Here is a 13643-nt window from a genome sequence, read left to right as displayed (position 1 = left end):
CCTCAAAATGGCGCAAAGGCCGAGCTGAAGAACCTCGCCAGCCAGCCCATCTGGTTGCTGTCGGCCAGGGCACCGCGTCCGGCATAGGTGATCCTGGCGTCGGCGATGCGCTGGGAAGAGATGCGGTTGCTCTGGTCGATGTCTTCCACCCGCACCATGCCCCCGAGGCGGATATATTCATCCCCCTGGTTGAGGCGGATCCACTTCTCGCCGCGGATCTCGAGCACCCCGTTGGGGTAGACATCCGCCACCGTCACCGTGATGGCCCCCGCCAGGGTATTCTGCTGGCTGGAGGTAGCGCCGCCGTCGAAATCCCGATCGGCACTGACGCTGGCCCCCCAATCCGGCCGCAAGGTACCACCGATGGAAGGGGCAGGCACATTCATGCTGCTGTTCTTGCTCATGCTGGTGTTGGCCTTCTTGCTGGACTGGGTCCGCTCCTCCAGCATCACGGTCAGGATGTCGCCCACCCGGTAGGCGCGGCGATCCTGGAACAGGGTCATCATGTAGTCGCCCCGGTAGAGCCCGCCGTCTTCACCCTGGACGTTGGCGATCATCTTGGATCGGGAAGGAGCCCACTTCTCGTCACCGGGCTCGGGCGCCTTCAGTTCATAGGTGGCACAGCCCCCCAGCAGCAGTACCAGCCAGATATAACGCAGCAACGCCATCATCAGAGCGCCTGGGTCACGAACTTGAGCATCTGATCGGCCGCGGAGACCACCTTGGCGTTCATCTCGTAGGCACGCTGGGTAGTGATCATGTCGACCATCTCCTCCACCACGTTGACGTTGGAGCTCTCCAGGGTGAACTGCTTGATGGCTCCCATTGCCTCCTCGCCCGGCACCCCTTCGATGGCCTCGCCGGAAGCACCGGTGGCACGGTACAGGTTGCCCCCGAGGGCTTCCAGACCCGCCGGGTTGGCGAAGTTGGTCAGGGTGATGCGACCCAGTTCGACGTTCTCCTGCTGGCCCGGCAGGGTGGCGCTGACGGTACCATCAGTACCGATCGACACCTTGGTGGCGTTGTCCGGGATCTCGATCTGCGGCACCATCGGCAGGCCGTCGGCGTTGACCAGCAGGCCGTCGGCATTGCGGTGCCACTGGCCGTTACGGGTATAGGCCGTCTCGCCGTCCGGGCGCTCAACGCCGAAGAAGCCGGCCCCCACGACTGCCATGTCCAGCTCCTGGTTGGTGTTCTGGAACTGGCCGGAGGTGAAGACCTTCTGGGTGCCGACCACCCGCACACCATTGCCCATCTGGATGCCGATCGGGGCCTCGTTCTGCTGATCCTGCTGGGCACCCGGTTGGCGCTGAACCTGATAGAACAGATCTTCAAACGCCACGCGATCGCGCTTGAAGCCGACCGTGTTGACGTTGGCCAGGTTGTTGGAAATGCTGGCCATCTTGGTATCTTGCGCGGCCAGACCCGTCTTGCCGACCCACAGTGCTGCGTGCATCTTGTCTCTCCATTCGTTTGCTGGCCGCCAGACCCTTGCCCGGCGACCGGAATAATCCGGCTATCAGCCTTGACCCGAGATGAGGCGTGCCCCCTGGCGGGCCTGATCATCGGCGCTCTTCATCAACTTGACCTGCAACTCGAAGTTGCGGGTCAGCGCCATGCTGCTGACCAGTTCGTCCACGGCATTGACGTTGGCCCCTTCCAGAAATCCGGAGGCCATCACCACCTCGTCACTCATCTCGGCATCCTCGCCCTGACGCTGGCGGAACAGGCCGTCCGGCCCCTTCACCAGTTCACGGGTGTCCGGATTGACCAGCTTGAGCCGGCCGACTTCGAGGCGGGCACCGCCCCCCGGCGGGGTGACGCTGAGGGTACCGTCCTTGCCGAAGTGGATGTCGCGGTAGGCGGGCAACACCAGCTCACCGCCATCACCCAGCACGGGGCGACCGTTGAGGGTGAGCAGGCCGTCGGCATCCTGGGTCAGATTGCCGGCCCGGGTGTAGGACTCCTTGCCATCGGCGGACTGTACGGTGAAGAAGCCATCGCCACGGATCGCCACGTCCAGCGGGCGACCGGTCTGCATCAGGACACCGGCCTTGAAGTCGGTGCCGGCCAGCTCTTCCCGCGCCATCACGCGACTCTGGTAGCCGTCGCCGGTCAGGGCAAGGGCCGAGACGCGCTCGAAGTCGGCCCGAAAACCGGCCGTGTTGACGTTGGCCAGGTTGTTGGCCCTGATCTGCTGTGCCATCAGGGTGTGTTGCGCCCCCGACATGGCGGTATAGATAAGCTTTTCCACGGTTCAGCCTTAGAAGGAGTTGAACAGGACCTGGGTCATCTTGTCAGCGGAGCTGATGGTCTTGGCGTTGGCCTGATAGTTGCGCTGGGACGTCATCAGGCTTACCAGTTCACCGGTGAGATCCACGTTGGAACCCTCATAGGCACCGGCGGTCAGGTTGCCCAGGGTGCCCGAGCCGGGAACGCCCAGCACCGGCTGGCCGGAGCTGAAAGACTGCTGCCAGGTAGTGTTGTTGGTCTGCAGCAGGCCGTTGGGGTTGGCGAAGTTGGCCATCACCACCTGTCCCTGCAGCAGGCTCTGCCCGTTGGTGAAGGTGGCATACACGCCACCATCGGCATCCACCCGCACACCGGTCAGATCCCCGGCGGTGTAGCCGTTGGACTGGTTGCGGGTCGAGTTGAAGTCGGATGCGTACTGGCTCACCTTGCTGATGTCGACGGTGAGCTCAAGGGGGTTGGCACCCGGCGGGGTCAGGGCCAGCTTGGGCATGGCGGTAGGCGTGGCCAGGGTACCATCCTTGTTGAAGGTCAGCGCGACCGGCGCCTTCAGATCGGTGCCGTCGAAGGTGTAATGCACGGTCCAGCTGTTGTCGCCGGTCTTGACGAAATACTGGGTCACGCTGTGTTCGCTGCCGAGGGAGTCGTAGACCTTGCTGGTCTGGGAGTAGCTGTAGCTCTCGCTCTTGGCCGGATCGAACGGGTTGGCAGTCGGGTCGATGACGCTGGCATCGGCCTTCAGGTTGGCGACGAACTCCAGGGTATCGGAGGCCTTGGCGGGCAGGCTGCCGGCCTGAACCTGGATATCCCCGATCACCCCGGCCTGCAGCTCGCCCGCCGCGTTGGTGGAGTAACCCTGCAGACGGGCGCCGTTGGCAGCCACCAGATGGTTGCTGGCATCACGCTGGAACATGCCGGCGCGGGTGTAGGAGCTCTGGCCGTTGGCCTCTTTCAATACGAAAAAACCGCTGCCGGAGATGGCCAGATCCAGTCCGCGTCCGGTGCGCATCAGGTCGCCGTTGCGCTCGAAGTTCTGGGAGACGTTGTTCATCTCCACCCCGCCTGCCTGGCCACCGCCATAAATGGCGGCGAATTCGGCACGGCTGGATTTGAAGCCGGCGGTGCTGGCGTTGGCCACGTTGTTGCTGATGACGCTCAGCTCCTGGTTTACGGCGCGCAGGCCGCTCAATCCGATATTGAAAGACACGGGTTCAATCCTCTGTTAGTTACGCCGACTTGCCAAACTGAACTGCGCTGAAGAGGGGCACTTCACCCACCCCGGCGACCTGCAACATGATCTCGCCCGTTCCCGGTAGCGACACGCGTTCCACTGTGCTGGCAACATAATTCTTGGTAGTGACCGCGGCCCCATCCATGGATGCCTTGACCTCGAAGCTGTACTTTCCGGGCGGCAGCGCGGGCAACTCATAGTCGATCGCCCCCGGTTTGCTCTCGCCCCAGCTCTGGCTGGCCACCTGCTGGCCATGCTCGTCGAACACCTTGAGTTCGATCTGGTTGGCAGTGCTGGGCAGCTCGATCTGGCCGCGGATCGCCTGCTCTTCGGAGAGCTCCAGCGTACCGCTGGGTACCATCACTTCCTTGTCGATAAGGTCGGTGCTCTGCAGTACCTGCTGGGTGTCCATCATGGCGATGGACTGCTGCTGCAGGATCTTCAACCCTTCGACCCCCTCCACCATGCTGAACTGGGCCAGCTGGGTGACGTACTGGGCGCCGTCGAGAGGATTGGTCGGATCCTGGTTCTTGATCTGGGCCACCATCATCTGGAGAAATTCATTGCGCAGCTGAACGCCCTGGCTGCCTTGGGAACCCTGATTTCCCTCGGTTTGTCCCGCATTGTTTGAGGCTATCTCCGGGGTGGCGCCAGCGCGCTGGCTGCCCCGTGCACTGTCCAGATTGCTGACTTGTGGCAGGCTCATCGGTTAGACCCCCTGACCAAGACGCAGCAGCCCCTGCTGCATGCTGTTGACCCGGTTGATCACCTCGACCGAGGTCTCGAAGCCACGGGAGGCGCTCATCATGTCGGCCATCTCTTCCACCACGTTGACGTTGGAGTAGTAGACATAGCCATCTTCATCGGCGAGCGGGTTGGTGGGCTCCATACGCTTCTCGACCATGCGGTCGGACTGCACTATGCCGGCGACCTGTACCTGGGCCGCACCCAGTCCTTCAGCGTCCTGAACGCGCTGGTAGAGGGTGGAAAAGACAGGTTTGATCGCACGAAAGGCGCTCTCTTCGCTGCTCGCGGCGCTGTCGACGTTGGCCAGGTTGGAGGCGACGGTGTCGAGTCGTACCGTCTGAGCCCGCATGGCGCTGCCCGCGATGTCATAGATCTTGTTGAATGACATGATTAACGTCCCTCGATCGCCTTGGCGATCCCGGTGATTTTCATATTGAGAAAGGTCAGGCTGGTCTGGAAATCGGTGGCGTTGTTGGCAAACTTGCTCTGCTCAACGCTCAGTTCGGCCGTGTTGCCATCCATGGATGGCTGATAGGGAATGCGGTATAGCGGGTGACGCATCTCGTCGGCCATGCTGCCCTGAGTGATGGCGGCACTTTCGTCACCGCGCGCAACTTGCCGTGCGACCCCGTTCAAAATCGTCTTATAATCCACATCCCGCGCCAGATACCCAGGGGTATCCACGTTGGCCAGGTTGCCAGCCAGAATGCGGGCGCGATCCGCTCTGACTTCAAGCGCATAGGGGTGCACGCCAAGGGCGCGGTCAAACGAGAGGCTCATGTTTTATCCTTTTCCATCAATCGGACCGATGCGGGTGTTATCAAGAGTCATGCCAATCCTGACAATCCACGCCAAGGGCGGCCTCGCGCCGGTCCGGGGGCAAACCGGCAACCAAGAGGTGGAAGCCAGACTTCCTGCATGGAAATCCGGGCTCGCTCTCTTCCTGCTGCTCGGCAGCGTTCATGCACACGCGGCCCAGACTCTGGCTGATGAGCTGGAGGATGCCCTGATCCGGGACGCCCGTACCACGCTGGAGGAGTACGTCACGCAGCAAGGCTGGCCCACCCCGACCGCTGACTATCAGGTCTGGCTCTCGTCGGCGGTGGCCCACCTCCCCCCCTGCGAGCAGCAGGTGCAGTTGCAGGCGGGCGGCCAGTATCGCCAGCCCTGGGGACGCCGCCCCTATCTCATCACCTGCCTGAGCCCGAGCTGGCAGTTGCGGGGCCGGGTGGAGGTCAATCTGACCCTGCCGGTCTGGGTGGCCGCGCAGGACATCCAGCGCGACGTCCCGATCACCGCAGCGGACGTGCTGGTGCAGGAGCTGGACGTCAGCCGCCTGCAGCGGGGATTCATCCCCGCCAACCAGTCGCTGCAGGGTTACAAGAGCAGCCGCCATCTCAGGGCTGGCCATCTGCTGGGGGAGCTGGATTTGCAGAAACCCTGGGCCATCGAGAAGGATCAAGGGGTACTGATCCGGGCCAGCGATGGCTCCTTCTCCGCCACAACCCGGGGCGAGGCGCTGGAAAACGGCGCCATCGGGGATGCCATCAAGGTCAGAAACAGCCGCTCGGGCAAGGTGATCCAGGCCTGGGTCGTCGGCCGGGGGGAAGTGGAAACCCGTTTTTGACCTTCCGCCACGATTCGATTCAAGTTCAGCGTGACTTGGGTCGCCTATTTCAGGGTAAGACCATCAGGAAGCCAGATTATGAAGATTACTCGCACCGATCCGCTCTATAGCCAGCCCCAAGCGGCCCGCAAGCAGGAAGCACCGGCGACCCAGGCACCGGCCAGCCAGCCCCGGAGCGATGCCAAAATCAGCGCCACCGCGCAATCCGTGACCCAGGCCAGCGCGCTCCTGAGTACCACCTCGGATGTGGACATGGACAAGGTGAACCAGATCCGCCAGGCCATCAGCGAAGGCCGCCTGGAACTGGACATGGACGCCCTGAGCCAGGCCATTGTGGACATGCACCGCCGATGAGCCTGACAGCCAAGGAGCGGGTGCGGGAGCTGATCGTCGGCATCCAGCAGGATACCGGACGCTATCAGGAGCTGGAGCAGGTGTTGCAGCGCCAGCACGCCCTGTTGGCCGCCCATGACGTGGACAGCCTTGCCACCCACAACCAGCAGCAGAACCGGCTGATGGCCCAGGTGCAGTTGCAGGCCCAGCAGCGCTGCCAGCATCTGCTGGCGCTGGGGCTCAAACCGGATGAAAAGGGGATGGCCAAACTTATAGCCAAGCTGCCCGACAACCTGCAGCGCCAGGTCGGCGCGCAGTGGCAGCAGCTGGAGCACTCCCTGAAACGCTGCCTGCACCAGAATGAACTCAACGGCCGCCTGCTGGCCGGACAGATAGAGACGATCCAGACCCTGCTCGGCCAGGAGCCCGGCTACGGTCAACCGGACGATTTTCGCGACTGAGCAACCCTTCCTGATGTGAGTGCTCAGCCTCCCCTGGCGAGATAACGCAGGCTGGCCAGCTCGTCGAGCTGATGCTGATCCCGCTTCTCCTGTTGTTGCTGCCCCTGCGCCGCCCGGCGCGCCAGCAGCAGCTCAAGGCCCTTGACCCGGCCCACCTGCTGTCGCATCACCCCTTCATGATGATCCAGGTCCATCCTGGCCAGAGTCGACTGCTGCACCTGATGGGAGAGCATCTTGCGCAGCTGGCCATCCATCTGCTGACGGTTCTGCCACAGCAGGGGATGAAACGGCTCGGCACCGGGACGCAGGGCGGCGATCACCTCCTGCAGCTTGTGTGCCCGTTGCTCTTCCTGCAGGGCGATCTCGCGCAGCCGCCGCCGCTCCTGACCCAGCTTCTCCAGCTCATCCTGTTGCAATCCAAGATACGACTTGAGCATGACGACTTACCCCTGTCCCAACACCTGCTTGAGGCCCGCCATCACCTGCTGGAAGGGCACTTCCTCATGAAGCCCCTGCTGCAGGAAGGCGGCGATGGCCGGATAGCGCTGCACAGCCTCATCCATCTGCGGATCGGCGCCGGGCTGGTAGCCGCCCAGAGGCAGCAGTTCGCGCACCTGCTGATAGCGCCCCCACAGCTGGCGCAGCGTTACCGCCAGTTGCTGCCACTCGCCCGGCACCACCTGGGGCATCACCCGGCTGACCGAGGCGCCGATATCGATGGCCGGATAGTGCCCCTCCTCCGCCAGACGGCGGGTCAGCACTATGTGGCCATCCAGGATGGCCCGGGCGGCATCCACCACGGGATCCTGCTGATCGTCCCCTTCCGCCAGCACCGTATAGAAGGCGCTGAGGCTGCCATCCGGATGGGTGCCGTTGCCGGCCCGCTCCACCAGCTGGGTCAGCATGCCGAAAACTGAGGGGGGATAGCCGCGGGTCGCGGGGGGTTCCCCGACCGCCAGTGCGATCTCGCGCTGGGCCTGGGCGTAACGGGTCAGGGAGTCCATCAGCAGCAGCACGTCCTGCCCCTGCTCCCGGAAGTATTCGGCGATCCGGTGACAGAGCTGGGCAGCCCGCAGTCGCATCAGGGGAGACTGATCGGCCGGCGCGGCGATCACCACGGCCCTGGCCAGCCCTTCGGCCCCCAGGCTGTGCTCGATGAACTCGCGCACCTCCCGGCCCCGCTCCCCAATCAACCCCACCACCACGATCTGCGCCGCCGTGTTGCGGGTCATCATGCCGAGCAGCATGCTCTTGCCCACCCCGGAGCCGGCAAACAGGCCGAGGCGCTGGCCCTTGCCCACCGTCAGCAGGCCATTGATGGCACGGATCCCCACATCGAGGGGCTCGCGCACCGGCACCCGCAACAGCGGGTTCGGAGGCATGGCAAACAGGGGCACCGGCTCCCCCGCCTCGGGCAGGGGACGGCCGTCGAGTGGCTGGAGCAGGCCATCGAGCACCCGCCCCAGCAGATGGGAACCGATGCGCACCGTCTCCTCCCCCTCGACCGGTTCGACCCGGGCGCCGGAGTAAAGACCGCTAATCGGCTGAAGAGGCATCAGGAAAGAGACGTCGCGGTTGAAGCCGACTACTTCGGCCAGCAAGGGAGCCCCGCCGGCCGTGCTGACCCGGCAACGCTGCCCCATCACCAGCTGGCAGCCCACCACTTCAAGGGTCAGCCCGGTGACTCGCACCAGGCGACCATAACGACGAAAGGAGGGCAGCTCATCGAGGTTGTCGAGCGCCGAGGTCAGCGCCCGCTGCAGAGCGTCATGCATCCTGGGTGACGCTCAGCGAGCTGTTGACCTGCTCGATGCAGGCTGTCAGACGGGTGCTGGTGCTGACTTCCACCACGGCAGCCCGGGTCTCGATGCGGGCGTCGCCTACCGCCAGGGCCGGATCCACCTGCAGGGGCCACCCTTCGCAGCGGGTCACGCCCTGCTCCAGCAGACGTTCGCGATCCCCTTCGTTGAGGTAGATCACCAGCTCTTCGGGATCGGCTGGCAGGGTCGCCAGCGCCTGTTCCACCTGATGCAACACCTGCTGCGGGTTGAGGGTGAACTCGGCCATGATGACCCGCCTCGCCACCTGCTCCACCAGCTGGGCGATCAACGCCTTCTGCTGCTGCATCTTCTCCTGGGTCAGGGCGCTCCACTGCTCCTGCAGTTTGGCAAAGGGGGCCATCGCCTTCTCGAACTCGGCACGCCCCTCTGCCAGCCCCTGGGCAAAGCCCCGGGTCTGTCCCTGTTGCAGTCCCCGACTCTCCCCCTCCTGCAGGCCGCTGGTCAGGCCCTGCTGATAGCCGGTCTGATAACCTTCATCATGACCCTGCTCCAGCCCCTGCTGATAGCCGTATTCGAACTGTTCCTGCTGGTTCTGGGCCTCTTCGCCACTCTGGCCCAGGGCAGGAAAGCGGTACAGACGGGTCGCCCCAGGCTGCAACTTGCGCACATGGTGACTCATGGTTGCCTCCTGTTAGCTGACCGTGGGCTCTTCGAACAACATGAACTCGATCTCGCCCTGCTCGACCAGTTCGCGCACCAGTTGCATGACTTCGGTGCGGGCCTGTTCGACCTTGCGCAGGGAGACGCTGCCCTGATTCTGGATCTGGTCGTCGAGCGACTGTGCCATCCGCTTGGGCATGGCACCCAGCACCACCTTGCGGAAGCTGGCCTCGGTATTCTTGAGCGCCAGGGCCAGCAGCTCGCTTGGCAGCTCCTGTACCAGACGCTGCAGGGTTTCGTCGCTCTGGCGACGCAACGCCATGAAGTCGAACATGTTCTTCTCGATCTCGATGGCCATCTCGCCATCGTGTTCGCGCAGCAGGGAGAGCATTTGCTCCTTGTTCCCCTGATAACGGTTGAGAATATCGGCGACCTGGCGAACCCCGTTGACCTTGGCACCGGCCTGATCGGCCACATAGGCCAGACAGCGCTCCAGAGTCAGACGCAGCTCGCCCAGCACATGCTCGCTCACCGTGCTGAGGCCGGCGACCCTGACCAGCAGGTCGTCGTGAACCGAGCCCGGCAGGGCATCGAGTACGGCCGAGGCAGTCTGGGGTGGCAGGAAGGCCAGCAGTACCGCCTGCATCTGGGGGTGCTCGTTGCGAAAGAAGCGGGCCAGCACGTCGGCCGGCACCCACTGCAGACGCTGGATATCCTGGCTCATCACGTCGCCATACAGGCTGTCGAGCAGGCTGCGGGAGAGAGACTGGCCAAGGGCCAGATCCAGGGTCTGTTCCAGATACTCCCGCGATGCACTGCCGATGCCGCTCTGCTCGCGGTACTGGTTGAAAAACTGCTGCAGGGTCCAGCGCGCTTCCATCGAACTGACGCCGGGCAGCCCCGCCATCTTGGAGATGAGGCGCTGCACCTCGTCCCGGGAGAGCTTCTGCATCACCTTGGCGGCCGCCTCCGTGCCCATGCTCAGCAGCAGGATGGCGGCCTTCTCGAGGTCGTCGATGTCAACATCGACCGCATTCTGGTTCAGGTTAACGTTGTTCATTGCCACTCACCCATGTTCTGATCACTTCCGCCACTCTGGCGGTGTCCTTCTCAACCAGCAGCTGGAGGTGCTTGAGCTGGACCTCCAGCTCCGAGCCAGGCTCGGGCAGCGAATCCATGTCGACGGCGGCGAAGTGCGGCTGGCCGGCACCTTCCGAGCGGATCAGGCTGTTGGACATGGCCGTCGCCGCCTCATCCTCTTCATCGCCGCTGCGGCGCATGGCGAGACCGACGGTCGGTTCCTGCTCCTCTTCCTGTTCCACCGTCTCATCGACCGGCTGCTGGGTACGCACCAGATGCTTGACCAGAGGACGGATGCCGAAGAAGACCAGTGTCAGGCCCAGCAGACCGCCAACCAGATAGCGCAGGGAATCCTGCCAATAGGGGGTTTCCCACCAGCTGGATTCGGGGATGGTGACCGCCGGGGCGCCGGTGAAGCTGAACACCTGCAGGCTGATCTGGTCACCGCGCGTCTGATCGAAACCGACGGCGCGTTCCACCATCTGGCGGATCTGCTCGAGCTGATCCGCATTCCAGCCCTCCTTGGGGGCAATCTGCTGGTTGAGCAGCACGGAGACGTTGATCTTCTCCAGCCGGCCCTGCTGATAGCGGGTATGTACTATGGTGCGGCTGTTCTCGTACTGCTTGGTGACTTCCTGACGTTCGGTACGCGCATCCCCCTTGGAGGGCGCCTCCTTCTCCTTGCCATCCTCGGCCGCATTGGCAGTCGTCTCCGGCGGACGATTGGAAAGGGCCCCCGGAATGCCAAGTGCCAGAGAATCGATGGTCTTGTCGGACTTGCTGGACTCACGGGTCAGCACGCCGGACGGATCGAGCTGCTGCTGGGTCTCTTCCACCGCATTGAAATTCACATCCGCGGCGATCTGCACCCGGAAGTTGCCGTTGCCCAGCATGGGGATCAGCATGTCGTTGGCCCGCTGACGGATGTATTGCTCCAGCTTGCGGGTGTACTCCATCTGCTGCACGCTCTGCTTGCCGAACGTGGCCTTGTCGCCCACCTCGGCACTGAGCAGCTGGCCGGCCTGGTCGACCACGGTCACGGCGCCGGGCTTCATGCCGGAGATGCTGCCCGCCACCAGGTTGGCGATGGCCTCGACCTGACCGGGCTCGAGGGACTGGCCCGGCTGCAGATCCAGCATCACGGAGGCGCTGGGCTTCTCTTCATCCCGACCGACGAACAGGGTCCGCTTGGGGATCGCCAGATGTACCCGGGCACTGCGGATCGCATCGAGAGAGATGATGGTTCTGGCCAGCTCCCCTTCCAGGGCATGGCGATAGCGTGCCCCTTCCATGAATTCACTGGTGCCGAGACCCGTCACCGCATTGAGCCCTTCCAGCCCGGCGGGCATGGCGGCACGCACCCCGCGCGCGGCCAGCGCCATGCGCACAGGAGCCAGCTGGTGTTCAGGCACCAGGATCTGCCCTGAGCTCTTCTCCAGCCGGAACGGTATCTGCTCCTTTTCCAGCATCTCCATGATGTTGGCGGTGTCGTACAGTTCCTGCTTGCCGTAGAGCGGGACGTAATTCTTGCTGGAGGTCCAGAGGATCACCACTATGGTGCCGGCGACGATGGCAGCCAGCAGCGCGATGGTCAAAATGGATTTGTTGTCGCGGGATAGATTGCGCCAATGCCGCAATCCTTCTTGCAACCTGTCTTTCAGCGAGCCGTCCTGTTCCCCCGGCCTGGATGTCACGAGTTCAGTCATCTGTTACCTCAGAGCGGCATGCGCATGATGTCGTCAAACCCGGTCATCAACTTGTTGCGCACCTGCATCAGGGCGGAAAAGCTGAGGCCGGCCTTTTGACTCGCCACCATGGCACCCACCAGATCATCGCTCTGGCCGGTATCGACGGCAGCCATCAAGCGGGACGAGACATTCTGCTGCTCGTTGACACGACCGATGACATCCTGCATGGCATTGCTGAAGGAGACTTCCGGCGTGCCGTTTGACTCGATGGAAGGCGCCTGGCTGGCGACACGCTGCATCTCCTGCATCTGCTGCAGTAGTGTTACTTGTGATGACATCATTTCAATCTTCACTCTTTATCCCTCTGCTTGAATCTGCCGTTCGATATCAATGCCTTGCTCACGCATTGCCGCCAGCTTGTATCGCAATGCCCTGGTCGTCATCCCGAGCGCATCCGCGGTACGGGTACGATGGCCACGAAAGCGACGCAAGGTTTCCAGTACGAATTGAAATTCCGCATTGCGGCGGGTCTCGCTCAACCCGTCGCATGACCCCACCAGGTCAACAGGCGCACTCTCGTCATCCTGCTGATCGATGGGCAACATCAAATCGATCGCCTGTATATGCAAACCCCGAGCCATGATCAACGAACGCTGAATGACATTGTCGAGCTCGCGCACATTGCCAGGCCATTGATAAGTAACCAGTTGCCGGGCGGCGGCCTCGCTCAGACGGTAGCCCTGACCGGGGGCATGTTGCTCGATGAAAAAGCAGGCCAGCGGCAGGATATCTTCCGGCCGCTCACGCAGGGCGGGCCAGCTGATGGGCAGCACATCCAGCCGATAGAAGAGGTCTTCGCGGAACTGTCCTTCCGCCACCAGGGTGCGCAGTTCCTTGTTGCTGGCGGCGATGATCCGCACGTCGAGGGAAATGGTCTGGTGGCTGCCGAGACGCTCCACCTCTTTCTCCTGCAGGACGCGCAGCAGCTTGGTTTGCAGGGGCAGGGAGAGTTCGGAGATCTCGTCCAGCAGCAGGGTCCCCCCCTGGGCCAGCTCGAACTTGCCGGGCTGGGCACTGGTGGCGCCGGTGAAGGCCCCCTTGTTGTGACCAAACAGGATGGATTCCAGCATGGCTTCGGGGATCGCCGCACAGTTGATGGCGACGAAGGGCTTGCCCGCCCGGCAGGACATGTCGTGGATATAGCGGGCGAGGCACTCCTTGCCTGTGCCCGACTCGCCGCCGATCAGGATGGTGGCACAGGTCTTGGCCGCTCGCCGTGCCAGCTGGAGTACCTGCAGGCTCTTGTTCGAGAAGGCGACCAGGTTCGGGATCTTCTGGCGCAGGCGCAGGCCACACTGGATGGTTTCCAGCAATTGTTGGGCACTGAAGGGTTTGACAATGTAGTCGATCGCGCCGGCACACATGGCTTCGGCGGCCAGATTGGCCTGGTTTTCGTTGACCAGAATAATAGAATCAACACCGGCAAACGATTTCAATATTCCGGGGCCAGCTTCCGTCATGGCATCCATGTCAAATAAGATGAGACCCGTGCGATTTTTATTAACAAAATCGCCAACCTTATTTACTGAATTAACCCTGACTACCGGATATCCATGCCCTGACAATATGTCTGCAGTGTGACAAGTTGCAGCAAATTCCGGCTGCACTAACAAAATAGGCAGGTTCGAGACATGATGTTCCCGTATTTCATCAAATACGGGCATATTATTATCATTCATTAATGTCAGACACCCTTGCTGATGGATTTAGCAATAAACCAAGCAT

The 13643-nt window shown here is 62.7% G+C and carries 17 protein-coding genes; 3 read left to right on the top strand and 14 right to left on the bottom strand.

Annotation, left to right across the window (positions count from 1 at the left end; genetic code table 11):
- Positions 1–2: 2 nt before the first annotated feature.
- From flgH to lfgB, 7 genes are all read right to left on the bottom strand, one after another.
- Positions 3–671, bottom strand: coding sequence for a flagellar basal body L-ring protein FlgH (flgH, locus tag BN1123_RS01900; protein WP_042025065.1), 669 nt, complete (start codon positions 669–671; stop codon positions 3–5).
- Positions 671–1456, bottom strand: coding sequence for a lateral flagellar basal-body rod protein LfgG (lfgG, locus tag BN1123_RS01895; RefSeq protein WP_026456968.1), 786 nt, complete (start codon positions 1454–1456; stop codon positions 671–673). The genes flgH and lfgG overlap by 1 nt, the downstream gene beginning before the upstream one ends.
- A gap of 63 nt (positions 1457–1519) precedes the next feature.
- A complete protein-coding gene (gene lfgF / locus BN1123_RS01890; RefSeq protein WP_042025064.1) occupies positions 1520–2254 on the bottom strand; it encodes a lateral flagellar basal-body rod protein LfgF in 735 nt (244 codons plus the stop codon).
- A gap of 9 nt (positions 2255–2263) precedes the next feature.
- Positions 2264–3457 (bottom strand): lateral flagellar hook protein FlgEL, encoded by a 1194-nt coding sequence (gene flgEL, locus BN1123_RS01885; RefSeq protein ID WP_042025063.1) that lies wholly within the window; start codon positions 3455–3457, stop codon positions 2264–2266.
- A gap of 19 nt (positions 3458–3476) precedes the next feature.
- Positions 3477–4187 carry a flagellar hook assembly protein FlgD gene (locus BN1123_RS01880; protein WP_026457767.1) on the bottom strand — a complete coding sequence of 237 codons (711 nt, stop codon included), beginning with the start codon at positions 4185–4187 and terminating at the stop codon, positions 3477–3479.
- A 3-nt stretch (positions 4188–4190) separates the two neighbouring features.
- On the bottom strand, positions 4191–4616 hold the full coding sequence (flgCL, locus tag BN1123_RS01875; RefSeq protein ID WP_042025062.1) for a lateral flagellar basal body rod protein FlgCL: 426 nt from the start codon (positions 4614–4616) through the stop codon (positions 4191–4193).
- Between the two features lie 2 nt (positions 4617–4618).
- Positions 4619–5008, bottom strand: coding sequence for a lateral flagellar basal body rod protein LfgB (gene lfgB / locus BN1123_RS01870; protein ID WP_026457765.1), 390 nt, complete (start codon positions 5006–5008; stop codon positions 4619–4621).
- Between the two features lie 49 nt (positions 5009–5057).
- Here lfgB and flgA point away from each other — a divergent pair, with 49 nt between their 5' ends.
- The 3 genes from flgA (at position 5058) to lfgN (ending at position 6649) form a co-directional block, all read left to right on the top strand.
- A complete protein-coding gene (gene flgA, locus BN1123_RS01865; protein WP_052449232.1) occupies positions 5058–5855 on the top strand; it encodes a flagellar basal body P-ring formation chaperone FlgA in 798 nt (265 codons plus the stop codon).
- 78 nt (positions 5856–5933) lie between these two features.
- Positions 5934–6209 carry a flagellar biosynthesis anti-sigma factor FlgM gene (gene flgM / locus BN1123_RS01860; protein WP_026458467.1) on the top strand — a complete coding sequence of 92 codons (276 nt, stop codon included), beginning with the start codon at positions 5934–5936 and terminating at the stop codon, positions 6207–6209.
- Positions 6206–6649 (top strand): lateral flagellar protein LfgN, encoded by a 444-nt coding sequence (gene lfgN / locus BN1123_RS01855; protein ID WP_026458466.1) that lies wholly within the window; start codon positions 6206–6208, stop codon positions 6647–6649. The genes flgM and lfgN overlap by 4 nt, the downstream gene beginning before the upstream one ends.
- A gap of 23 nt (positions 6650–6672) precedes the next feature.
- Here lfgN and lfiJ read toward each other — a convergent pair whose 3' ends face one another.
- From lfiJ to BN1123_RS01820, 7 genes are all read right to left on the bottom strand, one after another.
- Complete coding sequence (gene lfiJ / locus BN1123_RS01850) at positions 6673–7086, bottom strand: lateral flagellar protein LfiJ (RefSeq protein WP_026458465.1); 414 nt, start codon at positions 7084–7086, stop codon at positions 6673–6675.
- Positions 7087–7092: 6 nt separating this feature from the next.
- On the bottom strand, positions 7093–8424 hold the full coding sequence (lfiI, locus tag BN1123_RS01845) for a lateral flagellar FliI-like assembly ATPase LfiI (RefSeq protein WP_042025061.1): 1332 nt from the start codon (positions 8422–8424) through the stop codon (positions 7093–7095).
- Positions 8417–9109, bottom strand: a complete 693-nt coding sequence (gene lfiH, locus BN1123_RS01840) for a lateral flagellar assembly protein FliH (protein ID WP_042025060.1) — start codon at positions 9107–9109, stop codon at positions 8417–8419. The genes lfiI and lfiH overlap by 8 nt, the downstream gene beginning before the upstream one ends.
- Positions 9110–9121: 12 nt before the next feature.
- Positions 9122–10150 (bottom strand): lateral flagellar motor switch protein FliGL, encoded by a 1029-nt coding sequence (gene fliGL / locus BN1123_RS01835; RefSeq protein ID WP_042025059.1) that lies wholly within the window; start codon positions 10148–10150, stop codon positions 9122–9124.
- Positions 10137–11807: a lateral flagellar M-ring protein FliFL gene (gene fliFL / locus BN1123_RS01830; RefSeq protein WP_042025058.1), complete on the bottom strand. Its 1671-nt coding sequence runs from the start codon at positions 11805–11807 to the stop codon at positions 10137–10139. Before fliFL ends, fliGL begins: the two co-directional genes overlap by 14 nt.
- Before the next feature lie 77 nt (positions 11808–11884).
- A complete protein-coding gene (gene lfiE, locus BN1123_RS01825; RefSeq protein WP_026457266.1) occupies positions 11885–12211 on the bottom strand; it encodes a lateral flagellar hook-basal body complex protein LfiE in 327 nt (108 codons plus the stop codon).
- Positions 12212–12214: 3 nt separating this feature from the next.
- Complete coding sequence (locus BN1123_RS01820; RefSeq protein WP_042025056.1) at positions 12215–13582, bottom strand: sigma-54-dependent transcriptional regulator; 1368 nt, start codon at positions 13580–13582, stop codon at positions 12215–12217.
- Positions 13583–13643: the final 61 nt, after the last annotated feature.

Origin of the sequence: Aeromonas enteropelogenes, assembly GCF_000819845.1 — a bacterium.
Lineage (GTDB): Bacteria > Pseudomonadota > Gammaproteobacteria > Enterobacterales > Aeromonadaceae > Aeromonas > Aeromonas enteropelogenes.
The sequence above is the reverse complement of the archived record's forward strand: the minus strand, read 5'-3'. Positions and strand labels throughout refer to the sequence as shown.

Excerpts from the sequence above, each read along its gene's own strand:
- lfiI (WP_042025061.1), bottom strand. The coding sequence starts at position 8,424 with ATGCATGACGCTCTGCAGCGGGCGCTGACCTCGGCGCTCGACAACCTC.
- lfiH (WP_042025060.1), bottom strand. The coding sequence starts at position 9,109 with ATGAGTCACCATGTGCGCAAGTTGCAGCCTGGGGCGACCCGTCTGTAC.
- lfgN (WP_026458466.1), top strand. The coding sequence starts at position 6,206 with ATGAGCCTGACAGCCAAGGAGCGGGTGCGGGAGCTGATCGTCGGCATC.
- flgM (WP_026458467.1), top strand. The coding sequence starts at position 5,934 with ATGAAGATTACTCGCACCGATCCGCTCTATAGCCAGCCCCAAGCGGCC.
- flgH (WP_042025065.1), bottom strand. The coding sequence starts at position 671 with ATGATGGCGTTGCTGCGTTATATCTGGCTGGTACTGCTGCTGGGGGGC.
- lfiJ (WP_026458465.1), bottom strand. The coding sequence starts at position 7,086 with ATGCTCAAGTCGTATCTTGGATTGCAACAGGATGAGCTGGAGAAGCTG.
- flgA (WP_052449232.1), top strand. The coding sequence starts at position 5,058 with ATGCCAATCCTGACAATCCACGCCAAGGGCGGCCTCGCGCCGGTCCGG.
- BN1123_RS01820 (WP_042025056.1), bottom strand. The coding sequence starts at position 13,582 with ATGCCCGTATTTGATGAAATACGGGAACATCATGTCTCGAACCTGCCT.
- BN1123_RS01880 (WP_026457767.1), bottom strand. The coding sequence starts at position 4,187 with ATGAGCCTGCCACAAGTCAGCAATCTGGACAGTGCACGGGGCAGCCAG.
- lfgG (WP_026456968.1), bottom strand. The coding sequence starts at position 1,456 with ATGCACGCAGCACTGTGGGTCGGCAAGACGGGTCTGGCCGCGCAAGAT.
- lfgB (WP_026457765.1), bottom strand. The coding sequence starts at position 5,008 with ATGAGCCTCTCGTTTGACCGCGCCCTTGGCGTGCACCCCTATGCGCTT.
- flgCL (WP_042025062.1), bottom strand. The coding sequence starts at position 4,616 with ATGTCATTCAACAAGATCTATGACATCGCGGGCAGCGCCATGCGGGCT.
- fliGL (WP_042025059.1), bottom strand. The coding sequence starts at position 10,150 with ATGAACAACGTTAACCTGAACCAGAATGCGGTCGATGTTGACATCGAC.